This window comes from Paenibacillus xylanexedens, from assembly GCF_007676705.1.
GTDB classification, from domain to species: domain Bacteria; phylum Bacillota; class Bacilli; order Paenibacillales; family Paenibacillaceae; genus Paenibacillus; species Paenibacillus xylanexedens_C.
Genome location: NZ_VEBF01000002.1, coordinates 527,218 through 547,505 on the forward strand (window position 1 = coordinate 527,218; position 20,288 = coordinate 547,505).

At 43.9% G+C, this 20,288-nt stretch carries 24 protein-coding genes and 1 pseudogene; 8 read left to right on the forward strand and 17 right to left on the reverse strand.

The genetic code is table 11. From position 1 onward, the window contains the following. The first annotated feature begins 31 nt into the window (after positions 1-31). Both FS628_RS12300 and FS628_RS12305 read left to right on the forward strand, forming a co-directional pair. Complete coding sequence (locus FS628_RS12300; RefSeq protein WP_145322255.1) at positions 32-748, forward strand: SOS response-associated peptidase; 717 nt, start codon at positions 32-34, stop codon at positions 746-748. Between the two features lie 251 nt (positions 749-999). Next, on the forward strand, positions 1,000-1,176 hold the full coding sequence (locus tag FS628_RS12305; RefSeq protein WP_145322257.1) for a galactose oxidase: 177 nt from the start codon (positions 1,000-1,002) through the stop codon (positions 1,174-1,176). Positions 1,177-2,318: 1,142 nt separating this feature from the next. Here the strand turns inward: FS628_RS12305 and FS628_RS33115 are convergent. Together FS628_RS33115 and FS628_RS33120 are read right to left on the reverse strand one after the other, a co-directional pair. Continuing rightward, positions 2,319-2,465, reverse strand: a pseudogene (locus FS628_RS33115) (DUF6809 family protein); the annotation flags it as partial. A 17-nt stretch (positions 2,466-2,482) separates the two neighbouring features. After that, positions 2,483-2,740, reverse strand: coding sequence for a DUF6809 family protein (locus FS628_RS33120; RefSeq protein WP_369008893.1), 258 nt, complete (start codon positions 2,738-2,740; stop codon positions 2,483-2,485). Between the two features lie 103 nt (positions 2,741-2,843). Here FS628_RS33120 and FS628_RS12310 point away from each other — a divergent pair, with 103 nt between their 5' ends. Then, positions 2,844-3,824 carry a serine hydrolase domain-containing protein gene (locus FS628_RS12310; RefSeq protein ID WP_145322258.1) on the forward strand — a complete coding sequence of 327 codons (981 nt, stop codon included), beginning with the start codon at positions 2,844-2,846 and terminating at the stop codon, positions 3,822-3,824. A gap of 87 nt (positions 3,825-3,911) precedes the next feature. Here the strand turns inward: FS628_RS12310 and FS628_RS12315 are convergent, their stop codons facing one another. Both FS628_RS12315 and FS628_RS12320 read right to left on the reverse strand, forming a co-directional pair. Then, a complete protein-coding gene (locus FS628_RS12315; RefSeq protein WP_145322260.1) occupies positions 3,912-4,934 on the reverse strand; it encodes a serine hydrolase domain-containing protein in 1,023 nt (340 codons plus the stop codon). 143 nt (positions 4,935-5,077) lie between these two features. Continuing rightward, positions 5,078-5,671 (reverse strand): TetR/AcrR family transcriptional regulator, encoded by a 594-nt coding sequence (locus FS628_RS12320; protein WP_186327858.1) that lies wholly within the window; start codon positions 5,669-5,671, stop codon positions 5,078-5,080. A 183-nt stretch (positions 5,672-5,854) separates the two neighbouring features. On the opposite strand from FS628_RS12320, the gene FS628_RS12325 reads away from it, so the two are divergent. Beyond that, positions 5,855-6,793 (forward strand): alpha/beta fold hydrolase, encoded by a 939-nt coding sequence (locus FS628_RS12325; protein ID WP_145324116.1) that lies wholly within the window; start codon positions 5,855-5,857, stop codon positions 6,791-6,793. A 178-nt stretch (positions 6,794-6,971) separates the two neighbouring features. Here FS628_RS12325 and FS628_RS12330 read toward each other — a convergent pair whose 3' ends face one another. Further along, the gene (locus tag FS628_RS12330; RefSeq protein ID WP_145322264.1) at positions 6,972-7,700 is read right to left on the reverse strand and encodes a DUF1361 domain-containing protein; all 729 of its coding nucleotides are present in this window, start codon (positions 7,698-7,700) and stop codon (positions 6,972-6,974) included. A 29-nt stretch (positions 7,701-7,729) separates the two neighbouring features. Continuing rightward, positions 7,730-8,266, reverse strand: coding sequence for a hypothetical protein (locus FS628_RS12335; protein ID WP_145322265.1), 537 nt, complete (start codon positions 8,264-8,266; stop codon positions 7,730-7,732). 332 nt (positions 8,267-8,598) lie between these two features. Between FS628_RS12335 and FS628_RS12340 the strand changes: the two genes are divergently transcribed. Together FS628_RS12340 and FS628_RS12345 are read left to right on the forward strand one after the other, a co-directional pair. Further along, positions 8,599-9,240 (forward strand): spore coat protein, encoded by a 642-nt coding sequence (locus FS628_RS12340; RefSeq protein ID WP_145324118.1) that lies wholly within the window; start codon positions 8,599-8,601, stop codon positions 9,238-9,240. Between the two features lie 239 nt (positions 9,241-9,479). Then, positions 9,480-10,433, forward strand: a complete 954-nt coding sequence (locus FS628_RS12345) for a hypothetical protein (protein WP_145322267.1) — start codon at positions 9,480-9,482, stop codon at positions 10,431-10,433. Between the two features lie 98 nt (positions 10,434-10,531). Here FS628_RS12345 and FS628_RS12350 read toward each other — a convergent pair whose 3' ends face one another. Both FS628_RS12350 and FS628_RS12355 read right to left on the reverse strand, forming a co-directional pair. Beyond that, complete coding sequence (locus FS628_RS12350; protein ID WP_145322269.1) at positions 10,532-11,467, reverse strand: sigma-70 family RNA polymerase sigma factor; 936 nt, start codon at positions 11,465-11,467, stop codon at positions 10,532-10,534. A 32-nt stretch (positions 11,468-11,499) separates the two neighbouring features. Further along, positions 11,500-11,946 (reverse strand): carboxymuconolactone decarboxylase family protein, encoded by a 447-nt coding sequence (locus tag FS628_RS12355; RefSeq protein ID WP_145322272.1) that lies wholly within the window; start codon positions 11,944-11,946, stop codon positions 11,500-11,502. A 405-nt stretch (positions 11,947-12,351) separates the two neighbouring features. On the opposite strand from FS628_RS12355, the gene FS628_RS12360 reads away from it, so the two are divergent. Next, the gene (locus FS628_RS12360) at positions 12,352-13,398 is read left to right on the forward strand and encodes an aromatic ring-hydroxylating oxygenase subunit alpha (protein WP_145322274.1); all 1,047 of its coding nucleotides are present in this window, start codon (positions 12,352-12,354) and stop codon (positions 13,396-13,398) included. A gap of 129 nt (positions 13,399-13,527) precedes the next feature. On the opposite strand, the gene FS628_RS12365 is transcribed toward FS628_RS12360, so the two are convergent. The 3 genes from FS628_RS12365 to FS628_RS32630 form a co-directional block, all read right to left on the reverse strand. Beyond that, complete coding sequence (locus FS628_RS12365; protein ID WP_145322276.1) at positions 13,528-14,283, reverse strand: cupin domain-containing protein; 756 nt, start codon at positions 14,281-14,283, stop codon at positions 13,528-13,530. 151 nt (positions 14,284-14,434) lie between these two features. Next, positions 14,435-15,481, reverse strand: coding sequence for a leucine-rich repeat domain-containing protein (locus tag FS628_RS12370; protein ID WP_145322278.1), 1,047 nt, complete (start codon positions 15,479-15,481; stop codon positions 14,435-14,437). A 56-nt stretch (positions 15,482-15,537) separates the two neighbouring features. Continuing rightward, positions 15,538-15,660, reverse strand: coding sequence for a hypothetical protein (locus tag FS628_RS32630; protein ID WP_260871022.1), 123 nt, complete (start codon positions 15,658-15,660; stop codon positions 15,538-15,540). A gap of 111 nt (positions 15,661-15,771) precedes the next feature. Between FS628_RS32630 and FS628_RS31990 the strand changes: the two genes are divergently transcribed. After that, complete coding sequence (locus tag FS628_RS31990) at positions 15,772-15,924, forward strand: hypothetical protein (RefSeq protein ID WP_222125230.1); 153 nt, start codon at positions 15,772-15,774, stop codon at positions 15,922-15,924. 291 nt (positions 15,925-16,215) lie between these two features. Here FS628_RS31990 and FS628_RS12380 read toward each other — a convergent pair whose 3' ends face one another. Genes FS628_RS12380 through FS628_RS12405 form a run of 6 tightly spaced genes read right to left on the reverse strand, consistent with a single transcriptional unit; the run spans position 16,216 to position 20,217 of the window. Then, entirely contained in the window at positions 16,216-16,821 is a 606-nt protein-coding gene (locus tag FS628_RS12380; protein ID WP_313958593.1) for an SMI1/KNR4 family protein, read from the reverse strand. Positions 16,822-16,842: 21 nt separating this feature from the next. Beyond that, positions 16,843-17,265, reverse strand: a complete 423-nt coding sequence (locus tag FS628_RS12385; RefSeq protein WP_145322282.1) for a hypothetical protein — start codon at positions 17,263-17,265, stop codon at positions 16,843-16,845. 31 nt (positions 17,266-17,296) lie between these two features. Further along, on the reverse strand, positions 17,297-18,598 hold the full coding sequence (locus FS628_RS12390) for a hypothetical protein (protein WP_145322284.1): 1,302 nt from the start codon (positions 18,596-18,598) through the stop codon (positions 17,297-17,299). A gap of 21 nt (positions 18,599-18,619) precedes the next feature. Further along, positions 18,620-19,354, reverse strand: a complete 735-nt coding sequence (locus FS628_RS12395) for an SMI1/KNR4 family protein (RefSeq protein ID WP_145322286.1) — start codon at positions 19,352-19,354, stop codon at positions 18,620-18,622. A gap of 45 nt (positions 19,355-19,399) precedes the next feature. Next, positions 19,400-19,957, reverse strand: a complete 558-nt coding sequence (locus tag FS628_RS12400) for a hypothetical protein (protein WP_313958594.1) — start codon at positions 19,955-19,957, stop codon at positions 19,400-19,402. Then, positions 19,957-20,217: a hypothetical protein gene (locus FS628_RS12405; protein WP_186327804.1), complete on the reverse strand. Its 261-nt coding sequence runs from the start codon at positions 20,215-20,217 to the stop codon at positions 19,957-19,959. The genes FS628_RS12400 and FS628_RS12405 overlap by 1 nt, the downstream gene beginning before the upstream one ends. Positions 20,218-20,288 lie beyond the last annotated feature (71 nt).

Genomic DNA, 20,288 nt, shown 5'->3' on the forward strand with positions numbered 1-20,288 from the left:
TATTGTAAGCACAATACAGGAGGTGTTTTGTATGTGTGGTAGATTTACAATCACTGACCCTTTAGACTCTATCTTGGACAGGTACTATGCATCTATTGCTGATGGATTTGAGTACAAGCCTAACTATAATGCTGCACCCATGCAGTACATCCCAACTATTATCGGAAGTAAAAACGGTAATAGATTAGGCGCTCTCCGCTGGGGTTTGGTACCCACTTGGGCAAAAGATGATAAGATCGGGAACAAGATGATTAATGCCCGCGCAGAAACATTAGCAGAGAAGCCGTCCTTTAAACGTCTGATCAGCTCTAAACGCTGTATCATCCCCACGAACGGATTCTACGAGTGGAAGAAAGAAGAATCAACAAAGCGGCCGATGCGAATTCTGATGAAAGACGACAGTATCTTTTCATTGGCAGGATTGTATGACACGTGGACAGATCCAGATGGAAACAGACTGAGTACTTGCACCATCATTACAACGGAACCAAATAGTCTTATGGAGGTTATCCATAATCGTATGCCGGTCATCTTGCGCCCTGAGGATGAGGCTGAGTGGCTTGGAAGAGATAATGATGATGTTCAATCGTTGCTCGGTTTTCTTAAGCCATATCAAGCATCTGAGATGCGAGCGTATGAGGTGCGAGCGTATGAGGTGCGAGCGTATGAGGTGCGAGCGTATGAGGTGCAGAAGGAAGTGGGCAATGTGAGAAATAACAGTGTGGAATTATTGAAAGAAATAGTTTAGTGGTAAAGCTTTACCGACTTATTTAGGTCGGTAAAGCTTTTTCATATTTAAAAGTGCATCATTGTTCTTAAAATTAACTCTTAATCATAGAGAAAATTCCTATTCAAAAATAGACTGGCAGATGATTCTAGTGGTAAGAATCTGGGCTATCAGAAATAGTGAGCCCAGAGTATCCAGAACAAGCATCTGGAGACCGCGCCATCCTTGTAGTTAACCCTGACAGCAGGTTTGGATAAAGAAACGATCTTCCGATGAGTGATGTAAATGCATTCCTCAAATGGAACGATGATCGTGATGCAGGAACTGGCCCGGCCAAGTTTGCTATCAACAAATACAGCAACAACAAAGGTCCATTCAGCAAGCGTACTGATTACGTGATATTCGATAATATTTTGAAATTTGAGATAAGTGAATATACGACCAACTAATTACATGGATCTGTGCTCATTTGCACAGAGTCTTTTAAATGTAAAGAAATAAATGGAAATAGATAAACGGGTTTGATAAAATAAATTGGATTATTACATAGATGGAGGAATACAATGTTTGATAATATGGCATCTTACTCACTTCTGGGTATTGCCGGTCTCATCACTACTTGTTTGTTTATATTTGGTATAGCTTGTTTAATAGCATTTTTTATCAATATCTTCAGATTGATCAAAGGTCGATTTAACCGAAAGTTAGAACAATGCCAATCGTGTGGTAATACTATCTCAATATCAGCTATCATTTGCCCTAATTGCGGCCACCACTATGGTAGATCTAATGGAGTTTTCAATTCAATTTTCGGGTCATTCGTTGGTTTCGTAATTTGCATTGGCGGTGGATTCATAGCATTAGCTGAACTTATGAAGATGTTTAATGATAAGTAATTAAGTGAGAAGGGGCCATTTAAGACTCCTATTTTTGTACCCTAAATTCAAACGCGTTACGGAATTATCTACCGTCTATGCTCTTAGTTGATGCTTTTCTAATACTCGATAAGTGTTCATTTTCTAACATTCATTCATTTCTATAGAAAATTATATCTAGGTCTGATAGACTGTTCTGGATTGATTACATAGTTGGAGGAACGTCATGTTCGAGCGCATAAATAATGTAATAGGTAATTTATTCGGTATAGGGATCATTATCGCAATGTTTGTACTTGCAATCCTAGCTTTTAAAGCAATGTTTAGAAATATAAAAAGAAAGTTCAAACCTAACGCTAACAACTTAATGCATTGCGAATCTTGCAAATGTGTGATTTCTGCGGACGCTTTCATGTGCCCACACTGCGGGCAACATTACGGTAGATCAAGGGCTGGTAATTCTATATTTTACTGTTTATTGGCCGGATGCGGATTTTTGTTGGGGGCATTTTATGGTCTCCAACTCTTCTTTGAAGATGAGGAGGTACTTTTTTTTATCCGAACATACTTTAATTAATCGAATATATAGTAATAAAAGGAGCCACATAAGGCTCCTTCCTATTTTTGTACCCTAAACTCAAATGTATTACGAAAGTACCTCTTCCCCCATGATCTTAATGGATACTGTGCTATACGCTTCTACTAGTCCTTCTAACCTACTCTCGTTGAAAAACTTCGTTCGTAACTAGTGTCCCTATTTTAAATCCTTTCACAAATGCCTCACAAGAATTAGTGGAATTAATATTATCTATCATATCTAATAGTTCTTCAAACTGTTTAAAGTCATCCTCCGAGAGTTTTTTCTGAAATTTTTTCGATACTAGCCTGTAATCTCCTTATTAATAGATCGATACTCCGAATCTTTAGGTACAATATTCTCCTCTGGTCTCAGATTACCGTAATATAATTTTTCTATTATATTTCCCACATCACATCCCCCTTTCTCTAATAAATGTCTTGTGCTCTTCTCATGACAATTATATAAGTTTGACAGACAATGCTGGGGAATTATGCAATATTCGCATGTGATTCTTATAGCTTTCATAGGATATCGCATTTTACAAGCATGCTTTGACATAATAATGTAGTGCTTGTTGAGCCCTACCTCGCGAGTATGCTAAGATAATGGACACCTATTTCTACAAAATCCTATAACAAATCAACCGCACAGAAAGGACACTATGAATCCTTCATCACTGTCATCCAAGTTACAACAGATCATTCCACCGCTGGATCTCCGAAGCTGCCTCGTCAGCGTACGCGGTGAGATTATGTACGAACATTACCGCAACCAAGAGGCTGCGACCGATATTGCAAAAGTCAACTCCTGTACCAAGAGTGTGCTGTCCGCACTCATCTGTATAGCGATGGATAAAGGCTTGTTGCCAGAGGCATCGGCCCCAATCTCCACCTTTTTCCCACAGTTGACATCCGATCCTGATCCGCGTAAACCTGCGATCACGCTGGAACAACTGCTCACGATGACAGCCGGATTCAACTGGGACGAGTTCGGTGGGCAGAATTCATTCCCTCGTATGACCCGTACCGATCATTGGGTGGATTTTGCGTTGGAACAACGTTTAAGTCATGAACCGGGTACATACATGGAATACAATTCAGGAGTATCACAGATTCTATCCGCCATCCTGATGCAAAAAGCAGGCATGAACGTAGCCGAGTTCGCAGAACGTTATCTTTTTGGCCCGCTGGGAATTAAGGATTATGAATGGGAAAGTGACCCTCAAGGTGTGCATACAGGTGGGTTCGGTCTAAAAATGTTGCCCGTTGATCTGCTGAAATTCGGTCAGCTGTTTCTACAGCAAGGTACATGGGAGGGTGAGTCTCTCATTTCAAGTGATCTCGTCTCCCGTTCGACGCAGCCTTTCATTACAGTCACTCCACCGAATCACGGCAATTATGCTTGGCATTGGTGGGTGGATGACTATCCGAACGAAAGGTCTGACTCCGAATATATCGCTGCTGATAACGACAGGCCCAATCTCCATTATTATTACGCGCGAGGGTTTGGTGGGCAGTATGTATACATTGTTCCTGAACTGGAACTCGTTACGGTGTTAACCAACGACAAACGAAAGAAAGAGAAACCTCCGTTGGATGTTTTCCCACGATTAATCGCACCTGAACTTTGGAAAATGTTATAAACACGGACATTCTATCTATCTCGTCCTATAAATGAACCCCCAACCTTATGTGGGCATAACCTTGCCCTTAGGCTGAGGGGTTATTGGTCATGCCAAAGCTTCTTCGATGGCCATCGTTATTGGATACGGGCCTGACTCTTGATTAGAGAGCACAACCAGTCGTAGATCTCTGTCTGGATACACAGAAGACATGAACGACACCCCTGGATCAAACCCCATGACATGAAATTTGAGAATGTCCTCTCCTTTCCGGTCAATCCAGATACCATGCCCATAATACTCTTCATCCTCTTGATGAGCATGTGGAGTTAATAACTGCTGCGTCGTCTCTTCATTCAACAATTGGTGACCCAGCAAAGCATCCCAAAATCGCATCATATCCGGAGCCGTAACATAGGCCCCACCATCTGATCCACCTTTGACAGGAATGGAGAACATATTGGTGTTCCAAGAGCCATCTTCATGATCTATATACCCTAAGGCTGTGTTACGCGGAAGCTGATCGGTTAAGAAATAACCCGAATCCTTCATACCACACGGCTTGAAAATGTGCTCCTCCACATAATCTGTAAATGACATTCCGGAATGTTGTTCTACAATAAGTCCCAGCACAATGAAACCCGCATTGTTGTAGTGAAAACGTGCACCCGGAGTAGACTTCATCGGAAGATGCTGAAACATAGGCAGAAAGTCACTTAATCGCCGCATCGCGTAGACGGGTCTGTCTTTCCACAATTCCGAAAAGTCTTCCATCACTTCTTCATCGAAATAATCCGGAATGCCTGACGTGTGTGTTAATAACTGATGGATGGTGATTCCTTCGTCCCACAGTGAAAACTCCACATCCAACACATCCGTAAGCTTGGAATCCGCAGACAACTTGCCTGCTTCAATTAGTTGGCATACACTCACTGCCGTGAAGATCTTACATCCTGATGCAATTCCGAAGCGTGTGTCCACCTGATTAGCAAGTTCCTCGCTACGATTGGCATAACCACGTTTCATATTCAATAGGGGTTTCCCGCCTTGCTGGAGTAATACGACACCCGAAAAATTCACCCGTTCCATGACTTCTTCTACTTTTGTTGTCAACTCTAATACATTCAACATTTTGTTGTTCACCTACTTGTCTATGTATTCATTACATTCCCATTCTTAATTCTTCGTCATATCCTGCATACCTGCCAATTTTCACAAAAAGAAGGGTCACTCCCTTATAAAAGGAAATCACCCTGCTTTCAGACAACGTAAGTTTAAGTTGGACAAAGCATGCTCAAATGCTGCTCAATCACTTGTTCCACTCGTTTTACCGTAAGTCTATCTGGCTGCATTAGGATATGAATGGCGAGTCCATCCACAAGAGCATATAACTTCTCCGTCTCCATCTCGGCATCCAGATCGGGATGTGTCATGCCCTGCTTCTGCAACTCCTCGATTACCCACTGAGCAGACCGATACATCCCCTGATGCATCTGATCACTTAACTTTTTTAATTCAGGGTATATCAATAATTTGGCTGTAAACGAAAACCAGACCTCCATTTCCATCATTCTGTCTTCGTCCAACGGGAGAAATTGCAAGAGCAGATTCTTCATATCCTGCAGTACAGATCCGCTCATCTGTAACGCCTCTACCCTCTTCTGTACCCGTTCTGCAAAAAGATTCATGCAAAAGGTGAACAATTCGGCCTGTGTGGCAAAGTAATGACGCATGGAACCTACAGATAGTCCCGCTTCCTTTGCTATATTCCGAACTGTAGCATGCTCAAGCCCATGCTCTTGAATGACCCGGATGGCTGCATCAGCAACGACTCTCCTTTGACTTTCATGATCTACGATTTTTGGCATGACCTCATTATACATCAAGCTTCTCTTTTTGTAATACACTGTGCTATAATCTTTTTAATACATTGTATTAAAATAAAAAAAGCTCTATGGAGAGGAATTAATAAGATCATGCATACCACGATCCCAGCCTCAAAACGCAAGAAATTCAGAGTTATCACCTTCATAATAAGGCTATTCTGCACCATGTTATTGCTGATCGGTGCAGTATTCTTGTATGAGTGGTTTGCTTCGTCACAGGCCAAAAAAAACTTTCCGCCTCCTGGTACGTTAGTTCAAGTCGGCGATTACCAGCTGCACATTCATAAACAAGGCAGTGGTTCGCCGACCATACTTATGGAGGCCGGAAGTGGTGAGACCAGTTTGTCGTGGAGGGACATTCCGACGGAACTAGCCAAACATGCAACGGTGGTCACGTATGATCGCGCAGGATATGCCTGGAGTGAATCTGCACCTACAGAACGCACAGGTGCGAATATCGTCAAAGAATTACATGCAGCTCTGGAAAAGGAGAATATCCGCGGCCCATACGTTATGGTAGGTCATTCCCTTGGGGGTATGTATGTTAGACTCTTTGCACAGACCTATACAAGTGAAGTTCAGAGCCTTGTCCTCATTGATGCGAGACCTGAGGATGATGAGAAGAATACAAAGGCTTTGTTGGAACAGGCTCAGTTTCAGGGAAACCCACCTGCCTCCTTATTATCCTTACTGAAGGTATCTGGCGCTTTCAGATTATTCCCAGACTTTTTGCTTGATGGTCTGGTTGCCAAGCAAGATCGGGATACTTTTGTTAATGTGATAGCTACACCCTCCTTTTTTCACGCCAAAGAAGAAGAAGCCTTCCACGCCCATTCAACAGAAGATGCCATTCGTGGCCAAAGTCTTGGATCAATCCCTGTACGTATCATTGCACGCGGACGTCCTCAAGACTATGCTCAAGCAGGGCTTTCGACTGAGATTGGGCAGAAGCTCGAATCCATATGGCAATCAGGACAGCGTAACATGTTGAATATATCGGAGGATAGTCAGCTCATCACGGCCACCCGCAGTGGTCATATGATTATTCACGATGAACCTGAACTGGTTGTGAAAACAATCCTTGAGTTAATCTCTGATAGGTAGAGAAAGTGTTATCGACTATCGTTCCACCTGTGAGTATACTTACTTCCTCAAGTTAAAACCTGACTTGTTAGAAATTTAAAGGGCTGTTCCACCAGCCATGTGTATGACTTGGAACAGCCCTCTTAGCAATATAAAATTAAGATTAGAACTAATGAGTTCTGCCTCAAGAAATCATAAGTTAGCGTAAGGCCTGCAGGTTCGCCTCGGGACTTCCTGAACTTTTCTGCGTTTCACGGGGAGACCTCGTATTGATCAGATAATACAGTGTGGCATAGATCGTAATGATAAACGTTCCAAAAAACAGGCAAAACGCAAGAGACGGGCGGCTTACACTTTCGTGCATCAGCTGAATCAGCGTCTCGCGATTCGTCAGTGCATCCCAGCTATTCAGTCGATATACACGTCCAAGCAAGACCCCATAACTTCCCAAAGCACAGCCTGCCAGTACAAAGATCCAGGATGCCCAGCGTCCAATCCGGTGATAGATCACTTCCTGAAGCTGATACATCGACAGGAATCCCAGCAGAAGCCCAGTCCAGACAAACATTAATACAACACTCAAGTCGTACCAATAAGTGTAATCAACCCCGTTACCAACATAATACCGGGAACTCCTAGCCGTCAGATGAACCAAATCCGTAACAATATAAGAAGAGTTCGGGAAGAATAACAACCATAGCAGCCCACTTGCTACTGCAAGCCATGCGGCACCTTTCCATCTCACATTACTTAGAAGATAGGATACATAAGAAAACACAAAAGGAATCCAACCCAAAAACAGATTCCAGATCAGGAAGCGGAAATAACGCTGATCGAGCCAATCTGCGGCTACATAGTACAGCCCAAGCGTTACTATAGTGACTACACTAAGGAAAATAAATATGCGAATATAATTCAGTTTTCTCAATGATTCTGACCTCACTTGATAAAATTCAATTAATTTCGAAAATAGCGGATGATTTCTTCCTTATTCTTTTCAACACGCAAATTCAATCCACGTTTATCCTTCAAACCATACTGATGCAATTCATGGCCCGGATCAAGCACCAACGGTTTAGTCGCCACATCGACCAGCAAGTCCATAGTCAATTGATACGTTTCCCGTAACTTGTCCATCGGTAGTCGTGATTCGTACCGCTTAATCAGCTCTATCAGGCGTTCAGCATACACGAGACGAACCATACTGTCCGCACTCTTCAATTGTCTTGAAGCAAATGCTGTAATTGCCGTAACAATACCCGGTTCTGTCCGATGTTTGGCGATCAACGCAAGCTCATCCACCGCATCCCAATTCATGATAGACAGTTCGGAACTTAATTGTTGAATTCGCTCCCCTATCCATTGCTCTTCTAACTCTTGGGGTACGTCCCATCGCTTATAGTCCGCATACACACCTTCTCGATGCATCTGTATAGCGCTCCCGTAATGTTTGACGAACACATCCTTTGCTACACGCCAATCGGTATCTTCCATTTTAACCACCACCATACCTGTTCCTATTTGTGCTTACGCAGTTATCCATACACATATTACATAAATTCATTACTTCCCAAGCATACTATACAAGTTGAGAACTATACATTTGCACGAGAACGAAGAGGACAGAAAGAACCTGAAGAAGTGAAGCGTTCGCCTTTATCACCAGATTTTCACCTTTGTAAAATCGAATTAAAAATCTGGGGATAACAGCGATCGGAAGGTTGTTCTGTCATCGGAGTGCCAAGTGTAAATATAATTTAGTTCAACTTAAATAGAATCATACCATTTACCAAAGGAGAATCAAATTTACAATGAATCCGAATTCCATGAACCCTCAGAATTTAGTACAACCTACACTGAATGCAAATCCAAATGTCATCCCTAACATGAATCATGGCGGCCATGAGATGTTCGATGTGCATGAGATTCTGGCCTCTACCATTAACGTGCTGGATCAATATATGATCTTTCGTACATTCGTGCAGAGCCAGGAACTGATTGGCATTCTGGACCGACAGTACAATTTCATTTTATCCCAGTACAATCTCACAGCGGAGTGTTTTGCATCCGGACAGAAGCCTCATGAAGAGACGGCAACCTACATGATCCCCAACATCGTACCACCGGTATATGGCCTTAAGCCAACAGCACCAAAAAAGCCAAATCAGAGCTTGGCTGATGTAAAGGATGCCGGAATTAGCGGTCATATGCTGGGACTGATCAAATCACATGCCAGTCTCCTCGGCATGTCCTGCAGCGAGATCACGAATGCAACGGTTCGCCGAGTCGTCGCTTCGCAGATCCAGCATTTTATCGAGATGGCCTATGAAATTTTCATGTTCCAGAATAAAAACGCCTATTATCAAGTACCTCAGCTCAGTCCAAATGATACACAACAGATGCTTCAGGCATACATTCCTGCAACCGGAGCACCTCAGATGCCTATTAGCAATAAACCACTTCATTAATTAGAAAATAAAGCCCGATTACCCAGAACAGTCTCTTCAACCCATTCGGGTTTTAGGGGCTGTTCTTTGATTATTTATAATCATTTTCCTGCTTAAGATACTTGATTCGGTTACCAGAAACTGGTTTAATCAAAGACAGACCTTACATGTTCAACTTATGGAACATACATATAAGATACGATAAAAAGCAGCTATACAAGAGTTCAACGACATATTTGTACAATACGGGAGGTATACGAATGAGATGGAAGCAACCTGCTATACTTGCTTTACTGGCCATGGCTCTAGGCTGTACTGCCATTAGCGCAATACTCACACCTTCAACAACAGTGGCTGCCCCTGTTCCCACTTCCAAAGCGGTGTATCATCAATTCCAAACCTATCGTACAGCAGCAGTGAAATCCACAGAGAGTCTGGTTAACGCACGAAAATATCTGATAAACCATATCGATAAAGTCAATCCTTGGCAAGCTACACTCATGACCCTGCAACTGGAGAACATGCAGAACGTGAAGCTGGCTAATGTGGATCACCAAATGTATACGGAACAGTTTCAACAAGCCTTGTCTCAAGCCCATGAACAACTTGGTTACGAACAGAAGCTTACCTATAGTCGCCTGCTCAAAAAAATTAAAGATCCGAACGTGAAGAAGCTTCTACAGGAAGCATCTGATCTCGGATTCAAACTGGAAACCAGTGAAGGCTTGTATTACCCCATCATCAATTATGAGATATACCAAAAGTTCAAGCCTTTCGTTCAGGCTGATATTGCTGCTTACATTGACATTATGGCTACCGAGTCCAACCAGATGACGACTTCGGATGGTGGGATAATCATCTCATGGAACGAATTAATTCAGCGTACATTGGAGAAGGAAGCCTTTTTAAACAACTTCCCGAATTCCAATCGCACAACCAAAGTAAAACAATGGTTGTTTGTAGATTATCTGTTTTATGGAAGTGACAACACGCCTGTATATGACTGGTATACAGACGAAGAAATCCGCACAATGGACCCTGAAGTGAAGAAGGCTTACGAGAAAGCGTTGGCTAAGCGAGAACCCAACACGAAGAGTGTTCTTCTGGATACCATGGAAAAGATTTTGCTGGTTCTCAATCAGAACAATGATGAGCTTACACCTGAGATTAGAGCAATCATTGAACCTGTTCAACAACAATTTGCTAGTGAATAATCGAATGGTGAACAGCTAAATGTGAATGCAAAAAAGCGGCAATCCTCGTGACAGAGGTTGCCGCTTTTAAGGTTAAATATCAAATCCGTACGATTTAATCAAAGAGTTGACGTGTCAATCGATGTAAGTTTGTTCGGATTTACGACGAGATATACTCCCTCAATCCGCTCACCGGAAGGGTCCAACTCCAGACAGAATACCTCGGACAACTGCCCTTCTTTCATCAACGCGAGTTGAAGCTCGCCATTGATCCACATCGGTACCCATTCTCTCTCACGCAATCGAGTAAGGACTCGCCGTGAGGTCAGGAGTGCAAGCACGCCTTTGTGAACGTTCATCGTTCTCATAACCGTATGCACAACTCCACCGCCATCTGCTGTAAATACAGGCTGATCCGCCAGTAACTCCAGCATGGCAGAGACATCATAACGAAGGAACGCCGTTGTAAAACGGCTCAGTAATTCGCCTTTGGCTATCATATCCGCATCACTCTGCTCGATCGGCGGTAGTCTTTCAGGCAAATTTCGTCTGGCACGGCTAAAGATTTGACGGCAGTTACTCTCCGTTTTACCCAACCAATCCGCTATTTCGGAATAGTCATATCGGAACGCTTCACGAAGTAGAAACACTGCCCGTTCCATGGGCGAAAGACGCTCCAACATGACCAAGTAAGCGTACGATATCATCTCTTTCTTCTGCATCGTTTCCTCTGGCATGTTATCCACTTCACGATCACCCATCGGCTCTGGCAGCCACTCACCAACATAACTTTCCCGCTGGTTGCGGGCGGAATTTAGCAGATTCAAGCTTCGGTTCACAACCAGTCTGGCGATGTAGGACTTGGGATTTCGAATATCCTGAGCAGATTTGCTCTGAATCCCCGCAAAGCAATCCTGCACAATATCTTCAGCTTCTACCACACTGCCCAGCATACGGTATGCTACCGAAAATGCATAATTTTTATAACGAATATACAGCTCACCAACATCCAGAGAAGACACTTCTGGCTCATTGGCGTGGAAATTAGAATTCATAAGAAGCCTCCTCTGGCATGGTGCATGTATTTTTAGTTAAAGCAACCCGGATACATCCCAGTTGTGATCGCAATCCGGTTCCAGTTATTAATTGTATTAATGGCCAGGATCAGATCCACCAGCTCGGATTCACTGAAATGTTCACGAACCTTATCGTACAACGCAAGGGGTACGCCCTGTTCCGAGATTCGAGTCACGGCTTCAGCCAGCTCCAGCATAACACGTTCTTTATCTGTGAAGAAAGGCACTTCACGCCACACACTCAGTAAAAGAATATGATCCGCATAATCTCCCAGTTTCATCAGATCTTTGGCATGCATATCAAGACAAAAGGCACAGCCATTGATCTGAGATACACGAATTTTCAACAACTCGTATAACACTTTATCTTCAAATTGCCCGGATATATATTGCTCCATCGCCATCATCGCTTTAAAAGCACCTGGACTCGCTACTCTGTAATTCGTTCTTAAATTCATATCTCATTCGCCTCCGTCATTTGGTTTACATACTGTAGACAAACGACAGTCGGGATCTGTGACATTCTCTGCGAAATCTTTTGTATTCCAACAGGGATATGTTCGACTTAAAAATACTCATACTGAATTCTGATGACAGGACAAACTTCACGGAGTCAACAATTGTTAATGGGAAACAAATTAGTGAGAGGATTTTTATATACACAAATAACATATAGCGTAAGATAAATTCGGAGTTTTCCGTATTCATGACCGTTTTTTACGGTGCTGTTTGTGATTTCAGCCAAAAATAGGTTGGATATATTGATACATTGACCAAAAGAGTAGTAACATACGGCTAATCAAGTAACCTTTTCTGACATAAAAAGAGAGTCATTTATTCATATCGGCAAGGAGTGTTTTAATATGATAACTTCCAACGAAAACCGTACCGTGGCATCCGAATTGCCTAGAGGTTGCACGTTCACCGCTGAAGACTGGCATGTATTATCCCAATATTGGTACCCGGTAGCACAAGTAACCGAAGTAACCGACAAGCCACTGGCTGCTCAATTACTCGATGTGAAGCTGGTACTTTATCGCAGTAATGATCAGGTAGTGGTAGCCAAGGATCTTTGTTTTCACCGTGGGGCGCCACTTAGCAAAGGCTGGGTAGAAAATGGCGAGATTGTCTGCCCTTATCACGGTTTTCGTTATAATTGTGAAGGGAAATGTACCGCAGTACCTGCGCACCCAAGCTCCAAAATCTCACCAAAGCTCAAACTCATTGTATACCCAGCAGTCGAACGTTATGGCTTAATATGGACCACTCTGGCAGGAACGGAAGAACAGATCCCTTCCTTCCCAGGATGGGATGATCCGGATTATATCAATATTTTGCCTCCCAACTTTGACATTGCTGGTTCCTCTGGACGACAAATGGAGGGATTCCTGGATGTATCCCATTTTGCCTATGTGCATACCGAAACGTTTGGAGACCGAAACAACACAGAAGTCCCCCAATACAAAGTGAAACGCGAGGGGAATGAGTTACTGGCCGAGTATTGGAGTACGGTAAGCAACTATGGGAAAGGGCAAGATCTTGTTGCGCCTGAAGGTTTTCAATGGCTGCGCGAGTTTCGGGTATTCCCACCCTTTGCGGCATCTCTTACGGTACATTTCCCAGGAGACGACAAGCTGAATATTCTGAATTGTGCTTCGCCAATCTCTGCTCGTTACACCCGTCTATTCTGTCCCATCACACGCAACTTTGATAAAGATGCACCGATAGAAGACACGATCAAGTTCAACTTGCAGGTATTCGAAGAAGATCGTGAGATGGTCGAGTCACAGAAACCGGAGGATCTGCCCCTTGATCTGCATGCCGAGGCCCATATTCCCGCGGACCGTACTTCGATTGCTTATCGACAATTATTAACAGAAATTGGCTTGGGACGAAATTATACATCGTAAATAAATATGATGAATTCAAATAAAAGAAGAAGCGTTCCGCTGTGGACGCTTCTTCCTTTGGATACAAGTTCAAATGAAGTACTAATCATGTATTAGTAATACCATGTCTAATAAGCCGTCATTCATTATTTAATCTTGATTATTCGTATTCACAGGAAGCTCTCTATAATACGGGCAACCCGGTTCGTGAATAATGCGGGGATCAACCCAAGTGCCCCAGTACGGTACACGGTTCACGTAAGGTTCCATGTTTGGCTGTGAATTAGGTTGCATGTTTGGTTGTACATTAGGCATTACGTAAGGTTGATGATTCACATGCGGAGCACTGTTAGAGACAGGGGCAGTTGAAGTTGGGCAATCTGCCGGTGGGCCAATAATCACTGTTTTTTTGATGGGGGCGAGCGCTTCTTGAATTTTTTTCTCGTCCAGACAGTACGTATGAGCCAGAACATTGGCAGGGGTAAGACGCAAGATGTCTGAGCCAAATATCGCTTCAGGCACAGGTGCATCGAAGATCGCCAGTAAGTGCGTATGATCTACAGTAGCCATTTCATAGTGCCACCAACCTTGAGGTACATTAGCCACCTGCCCTGGAGTAATCGGGAAATGAAGCAATTCATTGGTGAACGGATTAATGAGGGACACGACGGCCGAACCGCTGATGCAGTATACCAGTTCAGTTGCATTCTGATGAATGTGTGGTTCAACCACATTGGCAGTGCTGAGGAAAATATCCAATAAAGAAGTATTGCCCAATGTGTTTAACTGTTTGATGGAAAGTGAGTTAATATAGTTGTTTTCGTCCTTCTTGAATAACGGATTTTTGCTCAAATCGTAAGTAAATTCGGTGGTTGGTAAAGTAAAATCCATGTAAGAGGTTGCCACAATAAAACGCCTGCCCTTCGCTCTCGGTTTAGGTCATAACCTATATGCCAGCTTATGCCCAGCGCCCAGATGCGTGAGCCCATTTCCGGCAGGCTTCATTCGCATGCCAAATATCCCTGACTCGGACATCCAGATCAGGGCTTATTGGCTATTAAAATTTTCCTTCGGCGGAAATGTCCTCCCAACTAATCCCTAATGGACTACTGTTCAAATTTACACTTAGAAGCCAAGTCATTCGCTTCACCATGTCCGGCATTCCCATAATTAAACCATCAGTTACACTCAAATAACGCAGTTTCTTCAGTTGCTCCAGTTCAGGCGGAAGCTCACGTATGCCCGAGTACCCTATATCCAGAGTCACGAGTTCACTCAATTCACCAATTTCGGCAGGAATATGCTTTAGACCAAGATCCGACTTCTCCTTTGGCTTCCACCCAGTAGGAACTTGGTATGAACTACCACAATAAATTCTAAGTTCTCGAAGTTGTTTCAATTTCCCAATGTCTTGATGAATACCTTCCAAATCCGCCGTCATGATCTCCAATTCTTCCAATGTTGTCAGTTCAAAAAGAGCTGGAGGAAGCGTATAAACATCCTGCTCAAAAATCGTCAACCGCTTCAAGTGCTTCAATTCCCGAATACGTTCCGGAATCTCTTTCAAGTAATGTGAACTAATATTCAGCACATCAGTCTGATGTCTAATCGCATCGTCCAATAAGCAATGAATGTTCTGATGCCGATCTAATCTAAAAAATAACCCCGTGATTCGCTCCATTAGCTCAATTGCTTCTTCTTGTGTAATATGCATGCCATACATATTCTCATGAGCAACAGTGTAGAAGTAGTCACTTCCATCCTCGTTCAGAAAACAAAGATCATCTGGCATTGACGGATATAACCAGTCATGAAAGCGATTGGCTTCCTCCTTAAGGATCTGCCCTGATTCCGGCGTGCAACGGTATATGTAATAGATACCCTCTGAGTACATGGCGCCACTTTTCATCATCATTTCTTCCATATTACTGCTTTCAATTAGATAGGGCTCCAGTCTCTGTAACACTTTGGCAACTCTTTTAGGTGTAGCTTCTTTAGCATATTTTCTGTCTACCAGCATGAAACGCTCTGTCTTCTCTATCAATTCGTCAATCAACAGCTCATAGGCGGTTCCTCTAGGATCGGTGTGAAAAGCTACGGCCACCCTATATTTCCCCCTTCATATTTTTATTCATAATTTCAATCTGCTGTATCATCTGATTACATTGTGGCATAGGCTGATATCATCAATCCAGTCATTGGAGGCTTGTTATATGGCATACAGCCCTGGTTCAGTGTCATCCCCGCAACCTGCGGGTTATCCTTACCCTTATTATCCCCCACCGTATCCTTACCCTTATCCCTATCCATACCCACCTATAGTTCCTTTTCCACTGCCATTTCCGATCGGCGGTCCTTGGTGGCATGGTGGCTACCACGGAGGTGGTTACCCAGGTGGGCACCATGGTCCTTTTCCAGGAGGTGGCTATCCCGGCGGACCTCACGGAGGTGGACCTGGCGGTCCGGGTGGCCCAGGTGGACACGGAGGTCCTCCAGGCGGAGGATTTCACGGACATCGTTTCTTCGATTGGTAATCGTAATCATTAGACTTATCCAAAGTCCAGTTACAGATTAGATGAAGGAGCTGCTTCGGCAGCTTCTTTAGTATTAAAAACTATTGTCTAATCGTTCAGGGTCTATATAAATTGGACTAAAGATTATTTACACTGCACACTCCGATGACAGAACAACCTTCCGATCGCTGTTATCCCAGATTTTTTTTTGATTCCTTTTATAAAGGGTAAATCCGGGGATAAAGGCGAACGCTCCGCTTCTTCAGGTCCTTTCTCTCCTCTCCGTTTTGTGTAAATGTTTAGTTCAATTTATATAATACGTGATTTAATATGTGATCTCATCCATCATCTTCAAATTACGGTTCGAGATGCCGAGCAGATCCGTGAAAGTAGGCGTTAGATAATAGACAAAGTCCGGATCGTGCACATACATAATAATCTGCCCATACGTCCCTTCCTCCGTTGGATCAAAATCGAGCATCAGATACAGTGAACCTCCTGCAATCGTTGCAAAAGGTATCCATGGTTTGTGGAACAGATACGGCTTGATCTCCGGGTCCAACTGGCTGATTTCCTCTGCAGAATAATACTCTTCCAACTTCTCATCCACTTCACAGAAGTATTGTTTGGTCTCTCGAATCTCTTCCAATGACATGAGATAAAATGGCGTACATCGACCCTCCTCGGCATCCCCTGGGTATAGCACATGCAACCCGTAACCACTGCCATCTTTGCTTTGATAAAAGGTACGAAAATCGCCAGGTAGCCTGACGCCATACTCCTTTTCGAATAGATTCAGACTTTCCTCGGATGCACCTTCCCGATGTTGATATTCTTCGAACAATTGGCGAATCTCTTGATCCTGTATTCTCTTATCCAGCAAGCGATTCAGCTCGTCCATTAGCACGTTTAATGATACATTCGGCTCCAATCTTACCACACCTCCCCTATCTCAGTTCTTCTTTTCTTGTAGATATTGATGATATCCCCAAAACGCTTCTTCCTCACCGCCGCCCTCAATCAGAATCATGACTGCATAAGATAACAAATTAAGCCATTGTTCCATCAACGCCACCTGTTCGTCCGAGATGAGGTTGTTGCTGCGAAGCATACCCTCAGGTTCAACGGCCCAAGCACGTGCCATGTGAGTAATTCCCCATAGACCTGCCATGACTTCCCGATCCAGTGAAGGCCGTGCAAGTTCTGGTGCCAGAACCCGCAATATCTCCATCAGTTCATGAAAATTCTCCTCAATTAAATGTCCACGAAAAGGCCGCAGACTGCGAAGAAAACCATTCTCCATCTTGGGATGACTCAGATCATCATAGGAAAAAGCATGACATTTTAATAAAATTACTGCCTCTTCACGTTCCATTCCTTCACCCCTTCCTGGTTGTCATAGTACCTCACCAGCGCAAAGGCTCTTCTCCACGCCACAACACATAACGCTCCAGCTCCCGAAGGGTACCTGTACCGATCCCGTATTCGTCCATCTCTTTCGAATGAAGATCGAGCACATGCAACATGCCACCATACGTACCTACTGCAAGTTTGGACCGCTCTGGTGATACGGCGAGAGAAGAGATGGTACTGCCTACAAAATGACGCCATACTTCCTCACCCTTGTCATTCACACAATACAAATAACCATATGCATCCCCAAGCACCATACCCGCATCTATTTCCACCACTGCATACACACGTGCATTCTCGTCCATCACTGGCCAATCTTCCTTCGTTTCGTTACCTGAAATTGATTCCAGCGGGACCTGTATCGTGACTCCATTATAGAAATGACATGCATTGAACCAGACGTTCTGGTCATCACTCGTGAATGCCGCATAATGAGGATAGCTGGATGCCGGATAGAGGGAATATGTCTTGTTCAGCTGACGGTCCATCACCATATGATTGCTGCCTTGGCTGCCATAGGCGATCCATCGACCATCCCGTGATACAGATGCATGTCCCATATCTATCTGTGTATCCTCAAGCTCATACTCTTCGATCTCTGCCAGATCGGGATGCAGCAAGGTCACTTGATTTTGCGTTACAAGATATATCCCGTATCGCGAATGTATAAGTAGTGCCCTGCCTTCATCCATAGGTATAAGTCCCTCCAGTGTGCGTTCGGGATGCTCACAATCCGCAAGTGATTCAATTCGAGGTAAGGACGACTGTATCCGGGCTTGAATATCCTCCCAACGATATATCGCCATCTCCTGCCCTTCCAACCTGCGATCAGGCTGACGGACAACACGAATACCTTCCGGTCCTGCAAGCGCATAGTCGAGCCCATCGGATGAGCAGCCTGCAAATGAATACGAAGAGAAAGACAGCCATCCGTGCTGATCCATCGTATATATCTGACCATTCTCCGTGAAAATCCCCGTATGACATACACACGTTTCCTCATTCAGATAACCTACAACATTGACCGCCTGCATGGAAGCTTGAAACTCCTCATTCAGAGGCCAAGTCGCTGCGGGTAGCTCACGTCGAAGCACCTCCACGTCACCGCGGAGATTGGCCTGTCTTACCATACGAAAAACTTTAGTGCTCATTTCGTTTCTGGAGTCTCCCTCCAGCTCAGATTCATCCAGTTGCTCTCCCTGCATACTTCTCCGTACAAACGCATTGACATCCCTTGCATAACGCTTGCCTTCATTGCGCCATTGTTCGGCGATGTCTTCCTTTAACCAGCTCATATCATGTCCTCCACTCTGCCCCTATTCATATGCCGTACAATGATTTGCTTGCAAAAATAGACTGATATCGTAATCCGTTGCCTCCTCCGCACCGTTCTTTTCTTCATAGAACAGGGCAACTTCTCTTCCATTCGCATAGTTAAAACGTAAGTATCCGCCCATCGAAGCCATAAACAACTTGCACATGTACTCATTCTCCAACACAGCGTCCCACTTAAATTCCGTTTTACACGTATCGGCCAGTTCCTTCATGGAGCTTCCCTGTTCCGTCCCTGTAAAGTGATAAAACGTATGCTTCCGCAGCTCATTCCACGGTTCATAGTATGATGGTGCTATTGGTTTATCCTGACGGTAATACCCGCAATAGATCCGGTCCAGCGTTTCGCCAAATTCAGTCTCCAAGCATGTCCACAAGGTAATATTCTCATCATGACGCGGTAGCCACAACAGCCCCTCAATCTCTGGATGAACAGCCAGGAAATCTCCATCCACAGAACTACCAATGGTAATGCACTGCTCAAGTTGATGCTGACTTATGGGCGTTTCATCCGTATGTATCCAAAAATCATATTCAACAAAAGGCTTCAGTACTTCCGGGTCCGGTCTCTGTACATTCATCCAACCCGTGTATGTGCCCTCTCCGTATTGTTCAACCCAGGTACGGTATGACGAAGGTAGCGAGATAACATGTTGCTGTTCAAATTGATTCAGTTCCTCTGCTGGAACCGGCTTAAGTGCACGGGACACAATATACATTTGTCGACATCTCCCATTCTCAGTTTGGTTCATTCGTTATCAGATCTAAGCCAGTTCTTCCTGTACAATGTCAGTCCATACCCCTTTACGATTCAGAATGCGAATGGCAAATGCATCATATCCATCACGCTTGACCTGATCAAATCCCATACGCTCTCCCGTGATCAGTTCATACGTCCCATTTTCATCTACATCTTCGCCAAACTCTTCATCCCAAGGCACATTGTAGTAAGCCGTCAACTCTACCTCAAAGATGTCCTCTCCTTCAACATCCAGGTAAGGACGAAGTGGTCTGTCATTAATTGCTTCTTCCGAATAGGTCTCACATAACATGGCATCATATCCATGCTTGGCTGCATCAATGAGCAGATAGCGCTCACCCGTTACCGTGTGTTCCGCATATACAAGAAGCGGTGTCGAATCATGCCAGGCAATCAGATCATCTTCCGTTAAGTCACCATAATAAAAAATATGGAATTTATCATGACCATCCGTCGTTTGAAGTTTGCCTTTCCACTCCACCTCATCGGTCTTGGTGTCTTCGTGCTGCTTTGTTAGTCCTTCCAGATATGCAGGTCCGTGTTGTACACCATACTCATTCATCATCTCGCCTCCGATTTATTCATTTGGATGATAACTACTTTGTGTTCCTCATCCACCCTCAGTTTCACATCGATGTTTAGTTTGTCGCGAAATAGTGCCGTAATATTGATATAAGGATCGCGAACGGCTTCACCACCACCACCACCATTAGTGGAACGGCTCATTTCCTGATGAATAATGGATTTCACCAGCTGTTCGTCCCCTTTGCCAGTATTATTGTAGGTGTAGATGACCTGCCCTTCCTGATCGTACAGATTCAAGACCGTTGCAATACACCCAGAATGATTGCAAAAACAGTAAGTTTTACGCGTAGTTTCATGTCTTCTCTCCT

Bases quoted from the DNA above. Each gene is read 5' to 3' on its own strand.
- FS628_RS12340 (WP_145324118.1), top strand. From the start codon at position 8,599: ATGAACCCTCAGAATTTAGTACAACCTACACTGAATGCAAATCCAAAT.
- FS628_RS12350 (WP_145322269.1), bottom strand. From the start codon at position 11,467: ATGAATTCTAATTTCCACGCCAATGAGCCAGAAGTGTCTTCTCTGGAT.
- FS628_RS12390 (WP_145322284.1), bottom strand. From the start codon at position 18,598: ATGAGCTGGTTAAAGGAAGACATCGCCGAACAATGGCGCAATGAAGGC.
- FS628_RS12300 (WP_145322255.1), top strand. From the start codon at position 32: ATGTGTGGTAGATTTACAATCACTGACCCTTTAGACTCTATCTTGGAC.
- FS628_RS12360 (WP_145322274.1), top strand. From the start codon at position 12,352: ATGATAACTTCCAACGAAAACCGTACCGTGGCATCCGAATTGCCTAGA.
- FS628_RS12325 (WP_145324116.1), top strand. From the start codon at position 5,855: ATGTTATTGCTGATCGGTGCAGTATTCTTGTATGAGTGGTTTGCTTCG.
- FS628_RS33120 (WP_369008893.1), bottom strand. From the start codon at position 2,740: ATGTCAAAGCATGCTTGTAAAATGCGATATCCTATGAAAGCTATAAGA.
- FS628_RS12305 (WP_145322257.1), top strand. From the start codon at position 1,000: ATGAGTGATGTAAATGCATTCCTCAAATGGAACGATGATCGTGATGCA.
- FS628_RS12400 (WP_313958594.1), bottom strand. From the start codon at position 19,957: ATGAATGAGTATGGTGTACAACACGGACCTGCATATCTGGAAGGACTA.
- FS628_RS12320 (WP_186327858.1), bottom strand. From the start codon at position 5,671: ATGCCAAAAATCGTAGATCATGAAAGTCAAAGGAGAGTCGTTGCTGAT.
- FS628_RS12310 (WP_145322258.1), top strand. From the start codon at position 2,844: ATGAATCCTTCATCACTGTCATCCAAGTTACAACAGATCATTCCACCG.
- FS628_RS12315 (WP_145322260.1), bottom strand. From the start codon at position 4,934: ATGTTGAATGTATTAGAGTTGACAACAAAAGTAGAAGAAGTCATGGAA.
- FS628_RS12335 (WP_145322265.1), bottom strand. From the start codon at position 8,266: ATGGAAGATACCGATTGGCGTGTAGCAAAGGATGTGTTCGTCAAACAT.
- FS628_RS12355 (WP_145322272.1), bottom strand. From the start codon at position 11,946: ATGAATTTAAGAACGAATTACAGAGTAGCGAGTCCAGGTGCTTTTAAA.
- FS628_RS12395 (WP_145322286.1), bottom strand. From the start codon at position 19,354: ATGTATATTGTGTCCCGTGCACTTAAGCCGGTTCCAGCAGAGGAACTG.
- FS628_RS12385 (WP_145322282.1), bottom strand. From the start codon at position 17,265: ATGGAACGTGAAGAGGCAGTAATTTTATTAAAATGTCATGCTTTTTCC.
- FS628_RS12345 (WP_145322267.1), top strand. From the start codon at position 9,480: ATGAGATGGAAGCAACCTGCTATACTTGCTTTACTGGCCATGGCTCTA.